Genomic DNA, 19,161 nt, shown 5'->3' with positions numbered 1-19,161 from the left:
GTAGCATCTTTTTGAAAAACGTGATACTCTATATATTATTTACTATGATGACTTCATTATAGTGTAAAGAAAAAACATTGACAAATATAAAATGGCTAGCTATAATTTTGTTTGTTGCCTTGAGGTGATATGATATGAAATGGTCCATCCATCAATTGAATAAATTGAGAAATAAAGGATTGACATTGGATGAGATGGTAGATGTAAGTGAGCTAAAAGAGGTCGAGAAAGATATTCGTGAAATTAATCCTGTTCATGTAACGGGAAGAGTTGATTTTGGCTCCGGTAAGTTTACGTTTCATCTACATATAACTGGAAGCATGGTTTTACCATGTTCTCGCTCTTTAGTAGATGTGACATTACCATTTGACATTAAAACAACTGAGGTGTTCCAAACTTCACAAGAAGAATTTGAAACTGAAGCTGAAATTCATTCTTTAGAAGGAGAAGTACTTGACTTACTGCCCGTAATCAAGGAAAATATACTTTTGGAGATTCCAATGCAAATTTTCAGTGATGATGTTTCTGGTGGAGCACCGACGCAAGGTCAAGACTGGCAAGTGATTTCGGAAGAAGACAAAGAAAAGACTGTTGATCCAAGATTGGCAGGACTTGCAAAGTTTTTTGACAAATAATCGGAAGACTGGTTCAGGCCTTCATATGAAAATAACTATTTCTTTTAAGGAGGTGGGAAGAATGGCTGTACCTTTTAGAAGAACTTCTAAAACAGTAAAAAGAAAGCGTCGTACGCATTTCAAATTATCAGTACCTGGTATGGTAGAGTGCCCAAGCTGTGGTGAAGCGAAATTAGCTCACCGTGTATGTAAAGCATGCGGTACTTACAAAGGTAAAGAAGTAATCAGCAAGTAATTGCGGGAAAATAAACGCAGAAGATATCTTCTGCGTTTATTTTTTTTGTCTTAATCTTTAGTTGTTGTATTCTATCTTTTCTAGTAACTGCATATGCTTAATAAAAAATGCATAGGGAGGACTAGAGAGATGGCGACAACAAGACAAGATGCTTGGACTGATGATGAAGATTTGCTTCTGGCAGAAGTAGTACTCCGGCATATTCGAGAAGGTGGAACACAACTTTCTGCCTTTAAGGAAGTGGGAAAAAATTTATCTCGTACACCAGCAGCATGTGGGTTTAGATGGAATTCTTACGTAAGAAAGCAATATAAAGAACGTATTGAGGAAGCAAAGCAACTTCGTAAAGTAGAACATTATGAAGTGAAAGAGACAAAGGTGTTAGAACCTACGTCAATTACGTTGAATGATGTTATTGATTTCTTGCAAAATTATAAAGATGAAAACTCTTTAACGGTGTTGCAACAACAAGTTGAATCATTACAAACAGAAAGAGAGCGCCTTCTGGAGCGATTATCAGTATATGAAGAAGAGTATAGAACATTACTTGATTATATCGATCAAAAAAGAAGTGTAATGGTAGCGGAAAGAAACAATGCTCGCTCGAATGAGAAGTTAGAGAAGCTTAAGAAATAAAAAACAGCTGTTATACAGCTGTTTTTTTATTTTTTAAGCCGATTCTTCGTTTGTAACCGCATTCAAATTTGTTTCTGGATGCCAAATATAAAAATCACCATCAGTTACTGATACGGGGTTGAAATTTAATTTATCCCAAAAACCAGCTGAATGAATACGTGCTATTGTTTTAATAGGAAATTGCATTTGTTTCGCATGATTTACAAGCATTTGCCCGAATCCTTGTTTTTGAAAAGTTGGTAATACTTCAAGTTTATAAAGTTCTAGGTAAGGACCTGTAATTTCGAATGGTTCTCCGCCGTTTCTTTTCATATATAGACTCATACGTGCGATTAGTGATCCACCATAATAAATGCCATAAAATGGAGATTCACTGTCATTTTCAATAATGTTTGCTTGCAATTCTTCCAGCATAGATAGTTCTTGGGCTCCGCACCCTTTAAATTTTTTGAATTCATCTAACGTTTTATAATTGATGAGCAAGCGCTCAACTTTTGGGAATCCCATTACATCACATCCTTTTGTTATCTTGTTGAATGCAGAAAAGTAAAAATATTTACAATAATATTATAACTCATTTTTTTATTTTTATGAAGAAGATAGTATATTTCTTTTATTATTTTTTTGAGGATTTGCTAAACTAAGAGTATAAGTGTATTAATAGGCAGTATTATACATAGCGAAAAAAGAGAGTGTATTTGTTTGACAGAGGACAACGAAATTATAGGGCGTGCTCATGTACTTTAAAAAGATATAAAAAGGAGGGGAGGCAAGGGCGCTTAATGTGAATCCCTTGTGTGAAAATGAAAATTGGAATTGTCGGACCAGGTGCTATTGGTCTATTGTATACATTTTATTTACAAAAAAGTAACCAAGATGTTACGTTGTTTACAAGAACGGCTAAGCAGGCTGAAGAGTTGAATGAAACAGGTGTAACTTGTATTAGAGATGGAAGATGTGAAACAGTATATCCACCTGTTTTACCGATAGAAAGTATGGTAGCACAAAATTTAGATTATATATTTATTTCTGTGAAGCAATATCATATAGATGACGTACTACCGTTTGTGGAAGGGGCATCATCATTAATCTTTTTGCAAAACGGAATGTCGCATCTTCAAAAGATGCTGAAAATAGGGAGTGAAAATATAGCTGTTGGTATTGTAGAACATGGTGCGAAAAAAGAGGGAGGGCATATCGTTCATCATACTGGGATAGGGGTAACAAAATTTGGAGTGGTTTGTGGTCAATCTATACATTTCAAGAAAATATTCCGTTATTTTCCTGTTACTTATTTTCCAGTTCAAATAGAAACGGATTGGGAAGAGATTATGCACAAAAAATTAGTAGTAAATGTATGTATCAATCCATTGACAGCACTATTGGGAGTTAAGAATGGTGAATTAATCACGAATCGTTTTTTTTATCAAATGATGGAGCAAGTGTTTCAGGAGGTCGCATTTCTTATTAGAGGAGAAAAAGAAATGGTATGGCAAATGGTACGAAATGTGTGTGAAGGAACGTCTCGTAATACATCCTCTATGTTAGCGGATGTAAGAGCGAATAGACAGACGGAAATTAATGCGATTGTTGGATATGTATTAGAAGAAGCTAAGAAACAGCAACTACCAGTTCCGACACTTCAATTTTTGTTCGATGCAATAAAAGGGTTAGAAACAAGAGTATAAGTGTTATTCTTTGCTTTTACGTGAAACATTGACTACAATGTGGATTGGTGAGAGAACTGGATACGAAAGGAAGAATTATATGGAGATAAAAGAAATCTCTGTTCCGCAACAAGGTGTTGTAGCGGACTATATGAACGGTAAAAAAGAGATACAGTCATGTTTTGATTATATGTTAACAGAAGATGCTTTTAAACAACGTTTACATGATTTGCGTGAAAGGGAGTTTTTCCGCCAAGATTTAGTAGCGCATTTATTAGAATATAATACAAAATTACAAGCGGGAGAATCTACACTTCAAAATGTAAAAGCGCTTGGAGATGAAAATACATATGTTGTTATAGCTGGACAACAAGCAGGGTTATTAACTGGACCGCTTTATACAATTCATAAAGTTATTTCAATTTTACAGCTTGCAAAGGAAAAGGAAGAAAGTTTAGGAGTTAAAGTTGTCCCTGTCTTCTGGATTGCGGGTGAAGACCATGATATGGATGAGATTAACCATACTTTTGTAGCGAAAAATAAAAAGATGAAAAAAACTATTTTTTATGACCGTAATCCGAAAAAGGCGAGTGCTTCTGAGTCTGAACTTTCTGTTGAAGATTGTAGAAATTGGATTGAAGAGATTTTTAAAACATACCCAGAAACAAATTTTACAAAGGATGTATTAAAATTTGTTGATGATGCTTTGAAAAAATCGAATACGTATGTAGATTTCTTTGCTCATCTTATTACGAAAATCTTTGCTAATTCTGGTTTAATCCTTGTTGATTCACATCATCCTGAATTAAGAAAGTTAGAAATTCCATTTTTCAAGCGAATTATAAGTAAGTATAAAGAGGTACAAGAGGGGCTTCGTAATCAGCAAGAAGTAATTAAAGAACTAGGATACAAACCGATTATTGAAACGAAGTCTCATGCAGTGCATATATTCATGGAAATAGATGATGAACGAGTATTGCTTGAAGATCAACAAGGTAAGTTTGTTGGAAAGGATGGGGCGCATTCCTTTTCATACGAAGAGTTGATTGAAGAGATGGAGAGAAATCCGGCACGTTTTAGTAATAATGTTGTAACACGTCCTCTTATGCAAGAGTATGTATTTCCTACGCTCGCATTTATTGGAGGTCCAGGAGAATTAGCTTATTGGAGTGAATTACAACAAGTATTCCATACTGTCGGTTTTCAAATGCCACCTGTCGTTCCTCGTCTTACAATTACTTATGTGGAGAGAGATATAGCGACGGATTTATTTGATTTGCAATTGAGAGAAAGTGATCCGTTTTTAAATGATGTCGATAAATTGCGTGAAAACTGGTTGTCTAATCAAATAGAGGAACCGATTGATGATCATTTTGAAAAGGCGAAAAAAGAAATTGCCGATATTCATACATCTTTACAGCAATTTGTAAAGAAAATAGAGCCAGGGTTAGGTGCGTTTGCAGGGAAAAACGAATTGAAAATTAATGAACAAATTGAACTGCTGGAAAGAATGTTGAAAAGAAATGTTGAGAAAAAGTATGAGGTTCAGCTAAATAAATTCCGCCGTATACAATTCGCACTTCGTCCATTAGGTGCACCGCAAGAACGTGTGTGGAATGTATGTTATTATTTAAATCAGTTTGGTTTGGATTTCGTTGATCGTGTAATGGAAAACCCTTTTTCTTGGGACGGAAAACATCATGTTATAAAACTATAAAATCTTGCTCTTTGGAGCAGGATTTTATTTTTATTCCGTTGAATTTACTGTGAAGTGATTTTTTTCTGAATTATCAATCAAAAAAAGTGTTAAATATGGCAATTGTGTTGGATACTTAAATATATGACAAAATAGCACAAAATGTAAACGTATTATTCGCTTTTTCGACAGTTTTTTATTTAAATTCCCGCAAAAGATGATAAAATTTAGTATATAATAAAAGAAAATAGCGATTTGTATAGTATGTTGCCTTTGTTGGTAAGTTAAATGAGTCGTTCTTTCGTATTATTTCATTCTCTAAGCGTGAAATATGTGTTTAGAGGAAGGGATACATTCAACATAATTAATTGGAAAAAGAGTAGGTGCAACAATGTTTAAACACGTAACAGTGCTTTTAAAGGAAACAGTAGACGGCTTAGATATAAAGCCAGATGGTACATATGTAGATTGTACACTGGGGGGAGGAGGACATAGTTCTTATTTATTATCCCAATTAACTGAAGGTGGAAAATTAATAGCGTTTGATCAAGATGAGATAGCGATTCAAAACGCGAAAGAAAAGTTCTCTTCATACGGTGAACAGTTTATAACAGTAAAGAGTAACTTCCGTTATTTAGCTGAAAAACTGCAGGAAATAGGTATAACAGAAGTAGACGGTATTTTATTTGATTTAGGTGTTTCATCCCCACAATTAGATACACCAGAACGAGGCTTTAGTTATCATCATGATGCACCGCTAGATATGCGGATGGATCAAGATGCCCCATTAACAGCGTACGATGTTGTAAATAGCTGGTCATATGAACAACTTGTAAGGATTTTCTTCCAATACGGTGAAGAGAAATTTTCAAAACAAATTGCAAGAAAAATTGAAGCTTATCGTGAGAATAAAGCTATTGAAACGACAGGAGAATTAGTAGAGCTAATTAAAGAAGGTATTCCGGCTCCTGCTCGTAGAACGGGTGGGCATCCTGCTAAGCGAGTGTTTCAGGCAATTCGTATAGCTGTAAACGATGAATTAAAAGTATTTGAAGAAGCATTGGAATCTGCTATTGAGATGGTTAAGCCAGGTGGAAGGGTTAGTGTTATAACATTCCATTCATTAGAAGATCGTATTTGTAAAACAACGTTTAAGCGAAATAGTACAACGCCACAATTGCCGCCAGGATTACCGATTATTCCTGATGAATTTAAGCCGAAATTAAAGCTTATTACAAGAAAACCGATTTTACCTTCTGATATAGAGCTAGAAGAAAATAATCGTGCGCGTTCTGCGAAGTTGAGAATCGCTGAAAAACGATAAAAGGGAGAGAGAGGTATGACTAATTTAGCTGTAAAGTACAAACAACAAGCGCAAGAAGAGGTGCAAATTCAAACGCCCCCACAGCAGATGGCTAAGCCCAAGGTTAAAGCGAAAATTACAAGAATCGAAAAACTGTTGTATGTAGCGTTTATTGGCTTTTTATTGTATGCCTGTGTCGCGTTTATTGGAAATAAAGCAGGCCTTTATCAAGTTAATGTAGAAGCAGCGACGATAGAAGAAAAAATTGTACAGCAGCAAAAAGAAAATCAAGAATTACAAGCTGAAGTAGAGAAGTTAAGTCGCTATGAACGAATCGCTGAAGTTGCAAAAAAACATGGGCTAGAAATTAATGCGAATAATGTGAAAGGCCTCAAATAAGGCAATAGGTGTGAAGGAACGATGAAGAAGAATATGACTAAATTTCATACCAATAAGGGAGCAGGTTATTTTATGATATTTTTCCTCCTGCTCTTTTTGCTGTTATTAGCCCGATTTTTTTACATACAATCAACAGGAACCGTTCATAATCAGGATTTAGATGCACTTGCTAAACAAAAGCATAGTAAAAAAGGAGTTCTTGAAGCGAACCGAGGAACCATTTATGATCAAAACGGTCATGTGTTAGCGCAAGACGCAAACTCTTACAAAATGGTAGCTGCACTAAAAGGTGCTAACTCAGTTGAGAATAAAGAAGATACTGCAAAGAAAATTGCAGGAGTACTTGGAAAAGGCGAAGAGGATATTTTAGCTTCTTTAAACAAGGAAGGTAGAAGTCAAGTCGAATTTGGAACGTTAGGCAAGGATTTGACGAAAGAAAAGAAGGAACAAATAGAAGCGTTGAAGTTGCCGGGAATATCTTTTATTACAGAAAATGCAAGGGTGTATCCAAACGGTGATTTTGCATCTTACGTTATAGGTCATGCAAAACCAAATGAGAATGGAACCTCGGTAGGTCAATTTGGCATAGAGAAAAGCTTGGATAAATACTTAAGTGCTTCGAATGGAGAAGTAGCATATACAGGTGATCGTAAAGGTGTGTCCCTTGATGGGGGAAAAGTTAATGTAAAGGCACCTAAAAATGGAGATAATGCTTATTTAACAATTGATCAACGTGTCCAAAGTTATTTAGAAGACGCGATGAAAGCAGCAAGTAAGCAATATGAGCCAGAAAGTTTAATAGGGATTGTTGCAGATCCGAAAACTGGGAAAATATTAGCGATGTCTACTAAACCTAGTTATGACCCTAATGATCGCCAAATTAAATATTTCTTCAATGACGCGATTGCCAATGCATTTGAACCTGGATCAACAATGAAAATTTTTACGTTAGCGGCAGCTATTAATGAAGGTGTGTACAAAGGACAAGATTATTATCAATCCGGGACATATCAAGTCGGAAATAGGAAAATAAAAGATCATAATGGCGGTGCTGGTTGGGGCTCTATCACGTTTGATGAAGGGGTAGAGCGTTCTTCAAACGTAGCGTTTGCAATTTTAGGAGATCAAAAACTTGGTCCAGAACGTTTCCGAAAATATATTCATAGTTTTGGATTAGATGAAAAAACGAACATTGATTTATCAGGTGAAGGATCGAATACAATTTTATTTGATCAGCAAATACAACAAGTGACAACAGCTTTTGGACAAGGTTCCACTGTAACACCAATTCAGCTTGTACAAGCTGCAACGGCCATTGCAAATGATGGGAAAATGATGAAACCTTATGCAATTGATAAAATTGTAGATCCGATAACAGACAAAGTAAAATTAGAACATAAGCCAGAAGAAGTAGGAAAACCTGTTACAAAGGAAACAGCAGCGCAAGTAAGACAGTTATTAGAACGTGTTGTTACATCTCCGAAAGGTACAGGGACAGCTTATAAAATTGATGGATATTCAGTTGGTGGTAAAACAGGTACAGCGCAAATTCCGGATGGAAAAGGCGGCTATATGACAGGAAGACAGAATTATATATTCTCATTCTTAGGTATGGCACCAATGGACGATCCACAACTTGTCGTGTATGTAGCTGTTAAACAGCCGAAATTAAAAGATGATGAGAACGGCGCACAACCTTTAGCTGATATTTTTAAATATGTAACAAAAAATAGTTTAGAGTATTTAAAGATTAAGCCAAATGAAGTGAAAGATCCGAAAAAACATCTGAAAGAACAACAAACTACTGTTCCAGATGTAACTGGTAAAACGATGGCTGAAGCGGGGAAAGCGATTGATAAAGCAAAACTTCGTCCAATCGTACTAGGTGAAGGGAAAGTACAGCAACAAGTACCAAAAGCGACTGAACAAACATTAAAAGGCGACCGAGTCTTCTTGGTAGGAGATAAGCCTACAATGCCAAATATACAAGGATGGGCACTGCGTGATGTTATGAATTTAGCGAAGACATTACAGCTTAACTTGAAACCTTCTGGTACAGGATACGTAACAGAACAAAGTGTGGCGGAAGGAACATTATTACAACCTGGTACAGAATTAGGTGTCACACTCGTACCGCCACTCGAACCACAGCAAGAAGCAGAAAAGCCGTAATGGTAAAAGAGAATAAGTTCTAATTAAATAAGTACAAGCATATATTGGAACAAGCTAGGCGTAAGGGAGGCTTGTTCCGATATGCGTGTATCAAATGTAACAGTTAGAAAACGACTTATTTTTATACTTATATCAGGTATACTTATTTTCACTATTATCGATATTCGTCTTGGATATGTGCAATTTTTTCTTGGGAATATGTTAACGGATCGTGCGAAAGATTCATGGAGTCGTAATATTACTTTTGAACCCGAACGTGGGAAAATTTTAGACCGAAATGGTGTGGAACTTGCCACGAATAAAAGTGCTCCAACTGTCTTTGTTGTACCGAGGCAAATTGAAAAACCAGCAGAGACTGCAGAGAAGTTAGCTGCAGTATTAGGTGTGGAAAAAGATGAGATTTATAAAAGGATTACAAAAAAAGAATCGATTGTAAGGTTAGATAAAGGCGGAAGGAAAATATCACATGACAAAGCGAAAGAAGTACGAGGATTAAGTTTGAAGGGCGTGTATATCGCAGAGGATTCTATCCGGTACTATCCATTTGGAAACTTTTTATCACATGTATTAGGTTTTGCAGGTAGCGATAACCAAGGTCTTATGGGACTAGAAAAATATTATGATAAAGAGCTAAATGGGGACAAAGGTCATGTGCGTTTTTTTGCAGATGCGAAAGGACAAAGGATGCCTAATGTTGGTGATGATTTCAAAAAGCCAGAAGCTGGTTTAAATTTAGGATTAACAATCGATGCGCGTATTACAAGGATTATGGAAAGAGAAATGAATATTGCTGAGTCAACTTATAATCCTGACGGTATGATTGCGATTGCAATGAATCCTAAAAATGGTGAAATTTTAGGTATGTCTAGTCGACCGAGTTTTGACCCAGCGGATTTTCAAAGTGTCTCTCCAGAAGTGTATAACAGAAATCTACCTGTATGGAGTACGTATGAGCCTGGTTCAACATTTAAGATCATTACATTAGCTGCAGCATTGAATGAAAATTTAGTAGACTTAGAGAAGGATACGTTTTATGATGATGGAGCAGCTGAAGTAGGTGGAGCTAGATTGAAATGCTGGAAAGCAGGAGGTCATGGCAGTCAAACGTTTTTAGAAGTCGTTCAAAACTCATGTAACCCGGGATTTATTGAACTTGGTGATCGCCTTGGTAAAGACCGATTATTTAAATACATTCGTAATTTTGGTTTTGGGCAGAAGACTGGAATTGACTTGCAAGGTGAAGGCAGTGGGATTTTATTTAATTTAGATAAAGTTGGTCCAGTAGAGCAAGCAACAACTTCATTCGGCCAAGGGGTTTCTGTTACACCGATTCAACAAGTAGCAGCTGTAGCGGCGGCTGTAAATGGTGGAACATTGTATCAGCCGTATATAGCTAAGGAGTTTATTGATCCGAAAAATAATCAAGTTGTTAGTAAAAAGACACCTGTTGAGAAAAGAAAAGTTATTTCCAAGGAAACTTCAGAAAAAGTTCGTTATGCATTAGAGAATGTTGTAGCGAAAGGTTCTGGTAAAGGTGCTTATATTGATGGATATCGTGTAGGTGGAAAAACGGGTACTGCTCAAAAGGTGAAAGATGGTAAATATTTAGAGAATAATTATATAGTATCTTTTATCGGATTTGCTCCAGCGGATGATCCAGAGATTGTTGTGTATGTTGCTGTTGATAATCCAAAAGGGGTTACACAGTTTGGTGGAGTGGTAGCAGCTCCGATTGTCGGGAATATCCTTCGAGATGCGCTTCCTGTTATGGGAGTGAAACCGAGAAAAGAACAAGTTGAGAAAGAATATAAATGGGGCGATACACCAACTGTGGAAGTTCCGAATTTAATTGGAATGAAAAAGAAAGACTTACAAACACAACTCGTCGATTTGAAGCTTGATATAAGTGGAGATGGAGAGAAAGTAATTAAACAATCACCAGAAGCGGGAGCTAAAGTAAAAGAAGGCTCAAAAATTAGAATTTACTTCGGGAATTAAAGGTAACATAGTACGTTTTATGGTACAATTGGTGGAAGTGAGTTCTTTATAGAACAGTTACTTAATTTGAGACAGTAAGTGTCTCATTCATAAATAGGTCAGTAGCACTTACCTCCTTATATAGGAGGTAATGTGTTGCTTACTGAAAAAAGATAAATAAACAATGTAGAGAGGGTTTAGTGAAATGAAGTTGCATACACTTGTATCATGTTTGCATGATTTTCCAGTTGTTCCAAAAGAAAATCCAGAAATCACATCTATAGAAGCTGATTCACGTAAAGTGAAAGAGGGAAGCTTATTTGTATGTATGAAAGGATATACGGTTGATAGCCATGATTTTGCTAAGCAAGCAGCGGCACAAGGAGCGGCTGCTATTGTTGCGGAAAGACCAATTGATGTTGACGTTCCAGTTGTACTTGTGAAAAATACTTTTCGTTCGTTAGCGGTTTTAGCTGATTATTTTTATGGTCAACCGACACACAAGTTACATTTAATCGGAATTACAGGTACAAATGGAAAGACAACAACATCGCATATTATGGATGAGATTATGCGAGCACATGGTCATAAAACAGGGCTAATTGGAACGATTAATATGAAAATCGGTGATGAAACATTTGAGGTGAAAAATACAACACCAGATGCACTAACACTTCAACAGACGTTTTCAAAAATGGTTGAACAAGGTGTGGACAGCACGGTAATGGAAGTTTCGTCACATGCGTTAGATCTTGGTCGTGTACACGGATGTGATTACGATGTAGCGGTGTTTACGAATTTAACACAAGATCATTTAGACTATCATAAAACGATGGAAGAATATAAACATGCAAAAGGGTTACTATTTGCACAGCTTGGCAATAGTTATAATCATAATCGTGAAAAGTACGCTGTGCTCAATAGCGATGATAATGTAACAGAAGAGTATATGAGAAGTACTGCAGCAACAGTTGTAACATATGGTATTGATACAACAAGTGATATTATGGCAAAAAATATCGTTATGACGAGTGGCGGGACTACATTTACGCTTGTCACACCATATGAAAGTGTAAATGTTACGATGAAATTAATAGGTAAATTTAATGTATATAACGTACTTGCAGCAACAGCAGCAGGACTTGTTTCGGGTGTGAAATTAGAAACAATCATTGCTGTTATAAAGGATTTAGCTGGGGTTCCAGGACGTTTTGAAGTTGTTGATGGAGGGCAAAATTATACAGTTATTGTTGATTACGCACATACGCCAGATAGTTTAGAAAATGTATTAAAAACTGCAAAACAATTTGCAAAAGGTGATGTGTATTGTATCGTTGGTTGTGGTGGCGATAGGGACCGAACGAAGAGACCGATAATGGCAAGTGTTGCAACAAAATATGCAACTCATGCAATTTATACATCAGATAATCCAAGAAGTGAAGATCCAGCGGCTATTTTAGATGATATGGTACATGGTGCAAGCGGGAAAAATTATGAAATGATCATTGATAGAAAAGAAGCAATACACCATGCAATCGCTAAAGCGAAAGCAGATGATATCATTATTATTGCTGGTAAGGGGCATGAAACGTATCAAATTATTGGTAAAGAAGTTCATCATTTCGATGATCGTGAAGTTGCTAAAGAAGCAATTACAGGGCGTTTAAACAACGAAGAGTAACAACGTGAGAGGAGGACTACATGTGCTTGAGCAAGGTTTATTAGTAACGGCTGGGGTAGCATTCTTAATTTCTGTTGCCCTTTCGCCATTGTTTATTCCATTTTTAAGAAAATTAAAGTTCGGACAGAGTATTCGTGATGAGGGACCAAAGTCACATCAAAAAAAATCAGGGACACCGACAATGGGTGGTATCGTCATATACGTATCTATGATGGTAACTTCACTTATTATGGCGATTAAGTTTAATTATTTAGGTGCAGAGGTTTCGTTATTACTATTAGTGACGTTTGGTTACGGATTGATTGGATTTTTAGATGACTACATAAAGGTAGTTAAGAAGAGAAATCTTGGTTTAACATCAAAGCAAAAATTAGTAGGTCAGCTTGTTATTGCTATTGCATTCTTTTTAATTGGAAAAGGGCAAGCGTTCCACACATACATCATGATTCCGGGAACGGATGTTAAGTTTGAATTAGGTTGGGCGTATTTCGTACTTGTACTATTTATGCTTATTGGTGGATCAAATGCAGTTAACTTAACTGACGGTTTAGATGGTTTATTATCAGGAACAGCTGCTATTGCATTTGGAGCATTTAGTATTATTGCTGTGGCACAAGAGCAATTTGGAGTAGCGATATTCTGTATGGCAGTTGTAGGAGCTGTACTTGGATTTTTAGTATTCAATGCGAATCCAGCAAAAGTGTTTATGGGAGATACAGGTTCATTAGCTTTAGGTGGAGCCATTGCAGCTGTAGCGATTTTATTAAAACAAGAATTGCTACTTGTAATTATTGGCGGAGTATTCGTAATGGAAACTTTATCGGTTATCATTCAGGTCATTTCATTTAAAACAACAGGAAAACGTGTCTTTAAAATGAGTCCATTACACCATCACTATGAATTATGTGGTTGGTCAGAGTGGCGTGTTGTTGTGACGTTTTGGTCTGCAGGATTTTTATTAGCTGTGTTAGGAATTTATATCGGGGTGTGGATGTAATTGAAAACTGTAACTGAATTTCAAAATAAGAATATTCTTGTATTGGGCATTGCAAAAAGTGGTTATGCAGCAGCTACATTGTTACAAAAGTTAGGGGCAAATGTTATTGTAAACGACGGAAAGCCTTTAGCAGAGAATGTACTTGCTGCAGAATTACAAGCAAAAGGAATGGACGTTGTATGCGGTGGTCATCCTTTAGAATTATTAGAGAGAAATATTTCTCTTGTAGTAAAAAATCCAGGAATCCCGTATTCTAATCCAATATTAGTTGCTGCGAAAGAAAAGCAAATTCCGATTGTTACGGAAGTTGAATTAGCATATCGTATTTCAGAAGCACCATTTGTTGGGATTACGGGGTCTAACGGTAAAACGACGACGACAATGCTGACATTTGAAATGCTAAAAGAAGGACAAAAGCATCCTGTAATTGCAGGGAACATTGGAACTGTAGCGTGTGAAGTAGCACAGGATGCAAAAGAAAATGAAGTTGTAGTTACAGAACTTTCATCGTTTCAATTGATGGGAGTAGAATTGTTCCAACCTAAAATTGCTGCGTTTTTAAATTTATTTGAGGCCCACTTAGACTATCATGGGACGAAGAAAGAATATGGTTTAGCAAAAGCAAATATTTTTAAAAACCAAACAGAAAATGATTATAGTGTAATAAATGCGGATGATGCAGATGTGATGGCTTTGTCTGCGTATTCTAAAGGTCAAAAAATCCTGTTTTCGACAACGAAAGAAATTGAAGATGGTGCGTGTATAAAAGATAACGCTCTTTATTTCAAAGGTGAAAAAGTTATTGAAGTAAGCGATATCGTTTTACCTGGTCAACATAATCTAGAAAATATTTTAGCTGCGATGAGTATTGCGAAATTATTAGGTACTTCTAATGAAGCAATTACGGTCGTGTTAAAACGTTTTACGGGTGTAAAACATCGTTTAGAATATGTAACAACGATTAACAACCGTAAGTTTTATAATGATTCAAAAGCAACGAATATGTTAGCGACTGAGAAAGCACTATCTGCGTTTACACAACCGATTGTGTTACTAGCAGGTGGGCTTGATCGCGGAAATGAATTCGATGATTTAATTCCGTATTTCAAAAATGTAAAAGCGATTGTAACATTTGGACAAACAGCTCCTAAACTAGTAAGAGCGGCAGAAAAAGCGGGATTAGATATAATTGAAAGTGTCGATACTTTAGATGAAGCAGTGGTGAAAGCTTATGCTCATTCTAAAGATGGTGATGTCGTTCTTCTTTCTCCAGCGTGTGCAAGCTGGGATCAATTTAAAACATTTGAAGAAAGAGGAGACATTTTTATACAAGCTGTGCATAAACTTATATAAAGTAAATCAAAACATCAGTAGGCTAACACCTACTGATGTTTTGTTACATAGGGCAAAAGGTTCTGCCTAAAGAGGTGGTGTTTGTGGGTAATGAAGAAAACGCCTGATTTTATTCTCATCATCGTAACACTTTCATTGTTGACAATCGGAATGATTATGGTTTATAGTGCGAGTGCAGTTTGGGCCTCTTATAAAATGGGGGACTCATTCTTTTTTGCAAAAAGACAATTACTGTTTGCGGGTCTTGGTGTAGTAGCTATGTTTTTTATTATGAAAATTGATTATTGGGTGTGGCGTACGTATTCAAAAGTGATTTTGCTAGTTTGCTTCATTCTTCTTATTCTCGTTCTTATTCCTGGAGTAGGTCTTGTTCGAGGAGGAGCACGAAGTTGGATTGGAATCGGGGCATTTTCGATTCAGCCGTCAGAATTTATGAAGTTTGCGATGATTATTTTCTTGGCAAAGTTTTTAGCAGAACGGCAAAAATTGATTACATCTTTTAAACGTGGTTTATTACCGGCTCTTAGTTTTGTGTTTCTTGCTTTTGGGATGATTATGTTACAGCCAGACCTTGGGACAGGAACGGTAATGGTTGGGACATGTATCATTATGATATTCATTTCGGGAGCGAGAGTTTTTCACTTTGCAATGTTTGGTTTGATTGGTGTAGCAGGATTTGTAGGGTTAATTGCATCAGCACCGTATCGAATGAAACGCATTACATCATATTTAGATCCGTGGTCAGATCCGCTCGGGAGTGGATTTCAAATTATCCAATCATTACTTGCAATTGGACCTGGTGGATTATTTGGGCTTGGACTTGGACAAAGTAGACAAAAATTTCTTTATTTACCTGAACCACAAACTGACTTTATATTTGCGATCTTATCCGAGGAATTAGGTTTTATTGGTGGTTCATTTGTGTTATTATTATTTAGTCTATTATTGTGGCGCGGGATTCGTATCGCATTAGGAGCGCCAGATTTATATGGTACGTTTTTAGCAGTAGGTATTGTGGCGATGATTGCGATTCAAGTAATGATTAATGTTGGTGTTGTAACAGGACTAATGCCTGTTACGGGTATTACCTTGCCGTTTTTAAGTTATGGTGGATCAAGTTTGACATTAATGTTAATGGCAGTAGGTGTATTATTAAATATAAGTCGCCATTCTCGCTACTAAACCCTGTTTATAAGACAGGGTTTTTCGTATGTGTGTAAAAATGCAATATGTATATAGAAATAAATATAATGGAAATAAGAAAAGAGAAGCGGAGGAGTTAGTAGTGCGTGTATTAGTGAGTGGTGGGGGTACTGGTGGTCATATTTATCCAGCTCTTGCTTTAATTAGAGAAATAAAAAAGTTAAATCCAGAAGCAAGATTTTTATATATTGGTACGGAAAATGGACTAGAGAGTACAATCGTTCCAAAAGCAGGTATACCATTTCAATCTATTGTTATAAGTGGATTTAAACGAAAAATATCATTAGATAATGTGAAAACAGTAATGCGTTTTCTAAAAGGTGTACAGGATAGTAAACGATATATTCGTCGTTTTAATCCGGATATCGTAATTGGAACGGGTGGATATGTATGTGGACCAGTTGTATACGCTGCAGCCAAATTAGGTATTCCAACTATTGTACATGAACAAAATAGTGTACCAGGTGTAACGAACAAGTTTTTAAGCCGTTATGTTGATAAAGTTGCTGTTTGTTTTGAAGCAGCTATAGAGCATTTTCCGGAGTCAAAAGTGGTAATGACAGGTAATCCACGAGCATCAGAGGTAATGGAACAAAATGGAATGAAGGGGAAACGTTCAGTTGGGCTTTCTCTTCCTAAAAAGTCTGTACTTATATTTGGTGGAAGTCGTGGGGCTAGACCGATTAACGATGCCTTCGTTGAAGCAATTGAACAGTTTGGGAACAAAAGCTACGAAATACTATATGTAACAGGTGAAGTACATTATGACAAAGTGATGGAAGCCGTGAAGCAAAAAGGGAACCCAAGCAATGTTATTATTAAGCCGTTCATTCATAATATGCCAGAGGTACTAACTGGTGTAGACCTTGTTGTTTCAAGGGCTGGGGCAACAACACTTGCAGAATTAACAGCGTTAGGAAAACCAAGTGTGTTAATACCGAGTCCGTATGTAACAAATAATCATCAGGAAAAGAATGCACGTTCAGTTGTTGATAAAGGAGCGGCAAAAATGTTACTTGAAAAAGATTTAACAGCTGAAACGCTTATTCGTGATATTGATGAGATTTTATTAGATACACAAACATTACAAAATATGAAGCTAGCTGCTAAGCAACTAGGTATTCCAGATGCAGCAAATAAGCTGTATGAAGTAATGAATAAACTTGTAAAAAAATAAAGTGAGGCTTTAACCAGTGGGGAGTGATTCTCTCTCTTTGATTATTACCTTTCACTAATCGGATGTTTACTGGTATCCTCATTTCGCCTAATTTCTTTGTTATCACCTAATTTTGATTTAGGAGCTGTACTGCCCGTAAATAGAGGGATAACGTTAGGTGAACGCCCTGCATATTATTGTCATAAGGAGACTTAATATGGGGGAGATTGTCTATGGAACAATTAGTAAATGAGCTTATAGAAGCAGACGTTGGTCGTGTTTTGGTTAACGAGCCGTTAGCACGTTATACAACTATGAAAATAGGTGGCCCAGCGGATATTTTAATTGTGCCAAAGCATGTAGCAGGTATTGAAAAAACATTACAGTTAGTAAAGCAATACAAAACGAAGTGGACTGTAATTGGTCGCGGTTCAAACCTTCTTGTATCTGATCAAGGCATAGAAGGTGTTGTTATTCGTTTAGGAGAAGGATTAGATCACTTAGAGGTCGAAAAACATAAGGTAAGAGTTGGTAGTGGATATCCTCTTATTAAATTGTCAACTTTACTTAGTCGTCAAGGGTTAGCTGGATTGGAGTTTGCAAGCGGTATTCCAGGAAGTGTCGGTGGTGCAGTATATATGAATGCAGGTGCACATAAATCGGATATATCGAGTGTATTATCGAAGGCTCTCATTCTGTTTGAAGACGGTGCAATTGACTGGTTAACGAATAAAGAACTGGAGTTTTCTTATCGGGCATCTGTATTGCAAACGAAACGTCCTGGTATTGTTTTAGAGGCGGTGTTTCAATTACAGGCGGGGAAACGTGAAGAAATTGTACGTAGCATGCAAAATAATAAAGATTACCGCCGTGAAACGCAACCATGGAATCACCCGTGTGCAGGAAGTGTATTTCGGAATCCAATCCCACATTTTGCAGGAGATTTAGTAGAAAAAGCAGGGCTTCGTGGCTATAGGATTGGTGGAGCTCAAATTTCTGAAATGCATGGCAATTTTATTGTTAATACTGGGGGAGCTTCAGCGCAAGATGTATTGTCTTTAATTGAATTAATAAAACATACAATTAAGGATAAATTTGATGTAGATATGCACACAGAAGTAGAAATCATTGGAAGATAACGGTTATTCGTTCCGCTCATTATCATTTATGTTATAATAAGAAGATAAGAACGGCATGAGGAACATGCCGTTCTTTATGTTACATAGGGGGATCGTACATGAATAATAGTAAAGTGATTAAACTACAAGATCGTGTACCAAAATTGAAAAATCAAAAGAAAAAAAACCAAAAAAATGTTAATCATCGATTGATTTTATACATATCAATTTTATTTTTATTAGTGCTCTTTTTAATTTATTTTCGGTCTCCGCTTAGTAATATAAAAAAGATTAGTGTGTTTGGAAATCACTATATGACGGATGAACAAGTAATGAAGGATTCAGGCGTGACATATGATACAAGTTATTTCCGAGTGACAGCACATAAAGCTGAAGAAAACTTAACGAAGCGAAAAGAAATTAAAGCAGTAAATGTAAAAAAACGTTTTCCAAACAATATTGATATTCATATCGAAGAATATTTAACGATTGGTTATATAAATAAAGAGGGAAAATTACAACCGTTATTAGAGAATGGAAAAACGCTTGATGTACTACCTAATGGAAAACTTCCTGTTGCAGCACCGATTTTCGAACCTTTTAAAGAAGAGAAAATGAAGGAGTTAATCGCTGAACTAGAAAAATTAACACCAGCTATTTTAAAATCTATTTCGGAGATTCGCTATTCACCAACGAATGCGAATGAAGATCATCTTACTTTATATATGAATGAAGGTTATGAAGTGAGCACTACAATTCAAAATTTCGCAAAACGTATGGAAGCCTATCCGCTTATTTTAAAAACAATTGAGCCAGGTAAGAAGGTATTAATTGACTTAGAAGTAGGTGCATATACGAAAGAATTAGGTGCGGAAGAAAAAAAAGAATAGAATGGTAGTTTTCGTTACTTATAGCAGAAAAAACGAAACGAAT

Annotated in this window: 17 protein-coding genes; 16 read left to right on the top strand and 1 reads right to left on the bottom strand. The window is 36.3% G+C overall.

Annotated elements, in window-relative coordinates:
* Positions 1-134: 134 nt before the first annotated feature.
* The 3 genes from BLT20_RS20105 (at position 135) to BLT20_RS20095 (ending at position 1,506) form a co-directional block, all read left to right on the top strand.
* Complete coding sequence (locus BLT20_RS20105) at positions 135-635, top strand: YceD family protein (protein ID WP_000872149.1); 501 nt, start codon at positions 135-137, stop codon at positions 633-635.
* Positions 636-696: 61 nt separating this feature from the next.
* Positions 697-870 (top strand): 50S ribosomal protein L32, encoded by a 174-nt coding sequence (gene rpmF, locus BLT20_RS20100; RefSeq protein ID WP_001984764.1) that lies wholly within the window; start codon positions 697-699, stop codon positions 868-870.
* A gap of 129 nt (positions 871-999) precedes the next feature.
* Complete coding sequence (locus tag BLT20_RS20095) at positions 1,000-1,506, top strand: RsfA family transcriptional regulator (protein WP_000246467.1); 507 nt, start codon at positions 1,000-1,002, stop codon at positions 1,504-1,506.
* Positions 1,507-1,539: 33 nt separating this feature from the next.
* On the opposite strand, the gene BLT20_RS20090 is transcribed toward BLT20_RS20095, so the two are convergent.
* The gene (locus tag BLT20_RS20090) at positions 1,540-2,013 is read right to left on the bottom strand and encodes an N-acetyltransferase (RefSeq protein WP_000506694.1); all 474 of its coding nucleotides are present in this window, start codon (positions 2,011-2,013) and stop codon (positions 1,540-1,542) included.
* A gap of 296 nt (positions 2,014-2,309) precedes the next feature.
* Between BLT20_RS20090 and panE the strand changes: the two genes are divergently transcribed.
* From panE to divIB, 13 genes are all read left to right on the top strand, one after another.
* Positions 2,310-3,194: a 2-dehydropantoate 2-reductase gene (gene panE, locus BLT20_RS20085; protein WP_002164452.1), complete on the top strand. Its 885-nt coding sequence runs from the start codon at positions 2,310-2,312 to the stop codon at positions 3,192-3,194.
* Between the two features lie 79 nt (positions 3,195-3,273).
* A complete protein-coding gene (bshC, locus tag BLT20_RS20080) occupies positions 3,274-4,890 on the top strand; it encodes a bacillithiol biosynthesis cysteine-adding enzyme BshC (protein WP_000403038.1) in 1,617 nt (538 codons plus the stop codon).
* Positions 4,891-5,260: 370 nt separating this feature from the next.
* A complete protein-coding gene (gene rsmH, locus BLT20_RS20075; protein WP_000472508.1) occupies positions 5,261-6,193 on the top strand; it encodes a 16S rRNA (cytosine(1402)-N(4))-methyltransferase RsmH in 933 nt (310 codons plus the stop codon).
* Positions 6,194-6,208: 15 nt separating this feature from the next.
* Positions 6,209-6,571, top strand: a complete 363-nt coding sequence (gene ftsL / locus BLT20_RS20070) for a cell division protein FtsL (protein WP_000182804.1) — start codon at positions 6,209-6,211, stop codon at positions 6,569-6,571.
* Between the two features lie 72 nt (positions 6,572-6,643).
* Positions 6,644-8,743, top strand: coding sequence for a penicillin-binding protein (locus BLT20_RS20065; protein WP_002164453.1), 2,100 nt, complete (start codon positions 6,644-6,646; stop codon positions 8,741-8,743).
* 81 nt (positions 8,744-8,824) lie between these two features.
* A complete protein-coding gene (locus BLT20_RS20060) occupies positions 8,825-10,741 on the top strand; it encodes a stage V sporulation protein D (protein WP_001266234.1) in 1,917 nt (638 codons plus the stop codon).
* A 184-nt stretch (positions 10,742-10,925) separates the two neighbouring features.
* On the top strand, positions 10,926-12,401 hold the full coding sequence (murE, locus tag BLT20_RS20055) for a UDP-N-acetylmuramoyl-L-alanyl-D-glutamate--2,6-diaminopimelate ligase (RefSeq protein WP_000766313.1): 1,476 nt from the start codon (positions 10,926-10,928) through the stop codon (positions 12,399-12,401).
* A 22-nt stretch (positions 12,402-12,423) separates the two neighbouring features.
* The gene (gene mraY, locus BLT20_RS20050) at positions 12,424-13,398 is read left to right on the top strand and encodes a phospho-N-acetylmuramoyl-pentapeptide-transferase (protein ID WP_000893060.1); all 975 of its coding nucleotides are present in this window, start codon (positions 12,424-12,426) and stop codon (positions 13,396-13,398) included.
* Positions 13,399-14,751, top strand: coding sequence for a UDP-N-acetylmuramoyl-L-alanine--D-glutamate ligase (gene murD / locus BLT20_RS20045; RefSeq protein WP_000860115.1), 1,353 nt, complete (start codon positions 13,399-13,401; stop codon positions 14,749-14,751).
* Between the two features lie 90 nt (positions 14,752-14,841).
* A complete protein-coding gene (spoVE, locus tag BLT20_RS20040; RefSeq protein ID WP_000753520.1) occupies positions 14,842-15,933 on the top strand; it encodes a stage V sporulation protein E in 1,092 nt (363 codons plus the stop codon).
* Between the two features lie 103 nt (positions 15,934-16,036).
* Positions 16,037-17,131: an undecaprenyldiphospho-muramoylpentapeptide beta-N-acetylglucosaminyltransferase gene (gene murG, locus BLT20_RS20035; RefSeq protein WP_011110342.1), complete on the top strand. Its 1,095-nt coding sequence runs from the start codon at positions 16,037-16,039 to the stop codon at positions 17,129-17,131.
* Between the two features lie 212 nt (positions 17,132-17,343).
* Complete coding sequence (gene murB / locus BLT20_RS20030; protein WP_000437020.1) at positions 17,344-18,249, top strand: UDP-N-acetylmuramate dehydrogenase; 906 nt, start codon at positions 17,344-17,346, stop codon at positions 18,247-18,249.
* Between the two features lie 98 nt (positions 18,250-18,347).
* Positions 18,348-19,118: a cell division protein DivIB gene (divIB, locus tag BLT20_RS20025; RefSeq protein ID WP_073339772.1), complete on the top strand. Its 771-nt coding sequence runs from the start codon at positions 18,348-18,350 to the stop codon at positions 19,116-19,118.
* The last annotated feature ends 43 nt before the right edge of the window (positions 19,119-19,161 follow it).

It is taken from the genome of Bacillus sp. cl96, assembly GCF_900100505.1.
GTDB lineage: Bacteria > Bacillota > Bacilli > Bacillales > Bacillaceae_G > Bacillus_A > Bacillus_A cereus.
The sequence above is the reverse complement of the archived record's forward strand: the minus strand, read 5'-3'. Positions and strand labels throughout refer to the sequence as shown.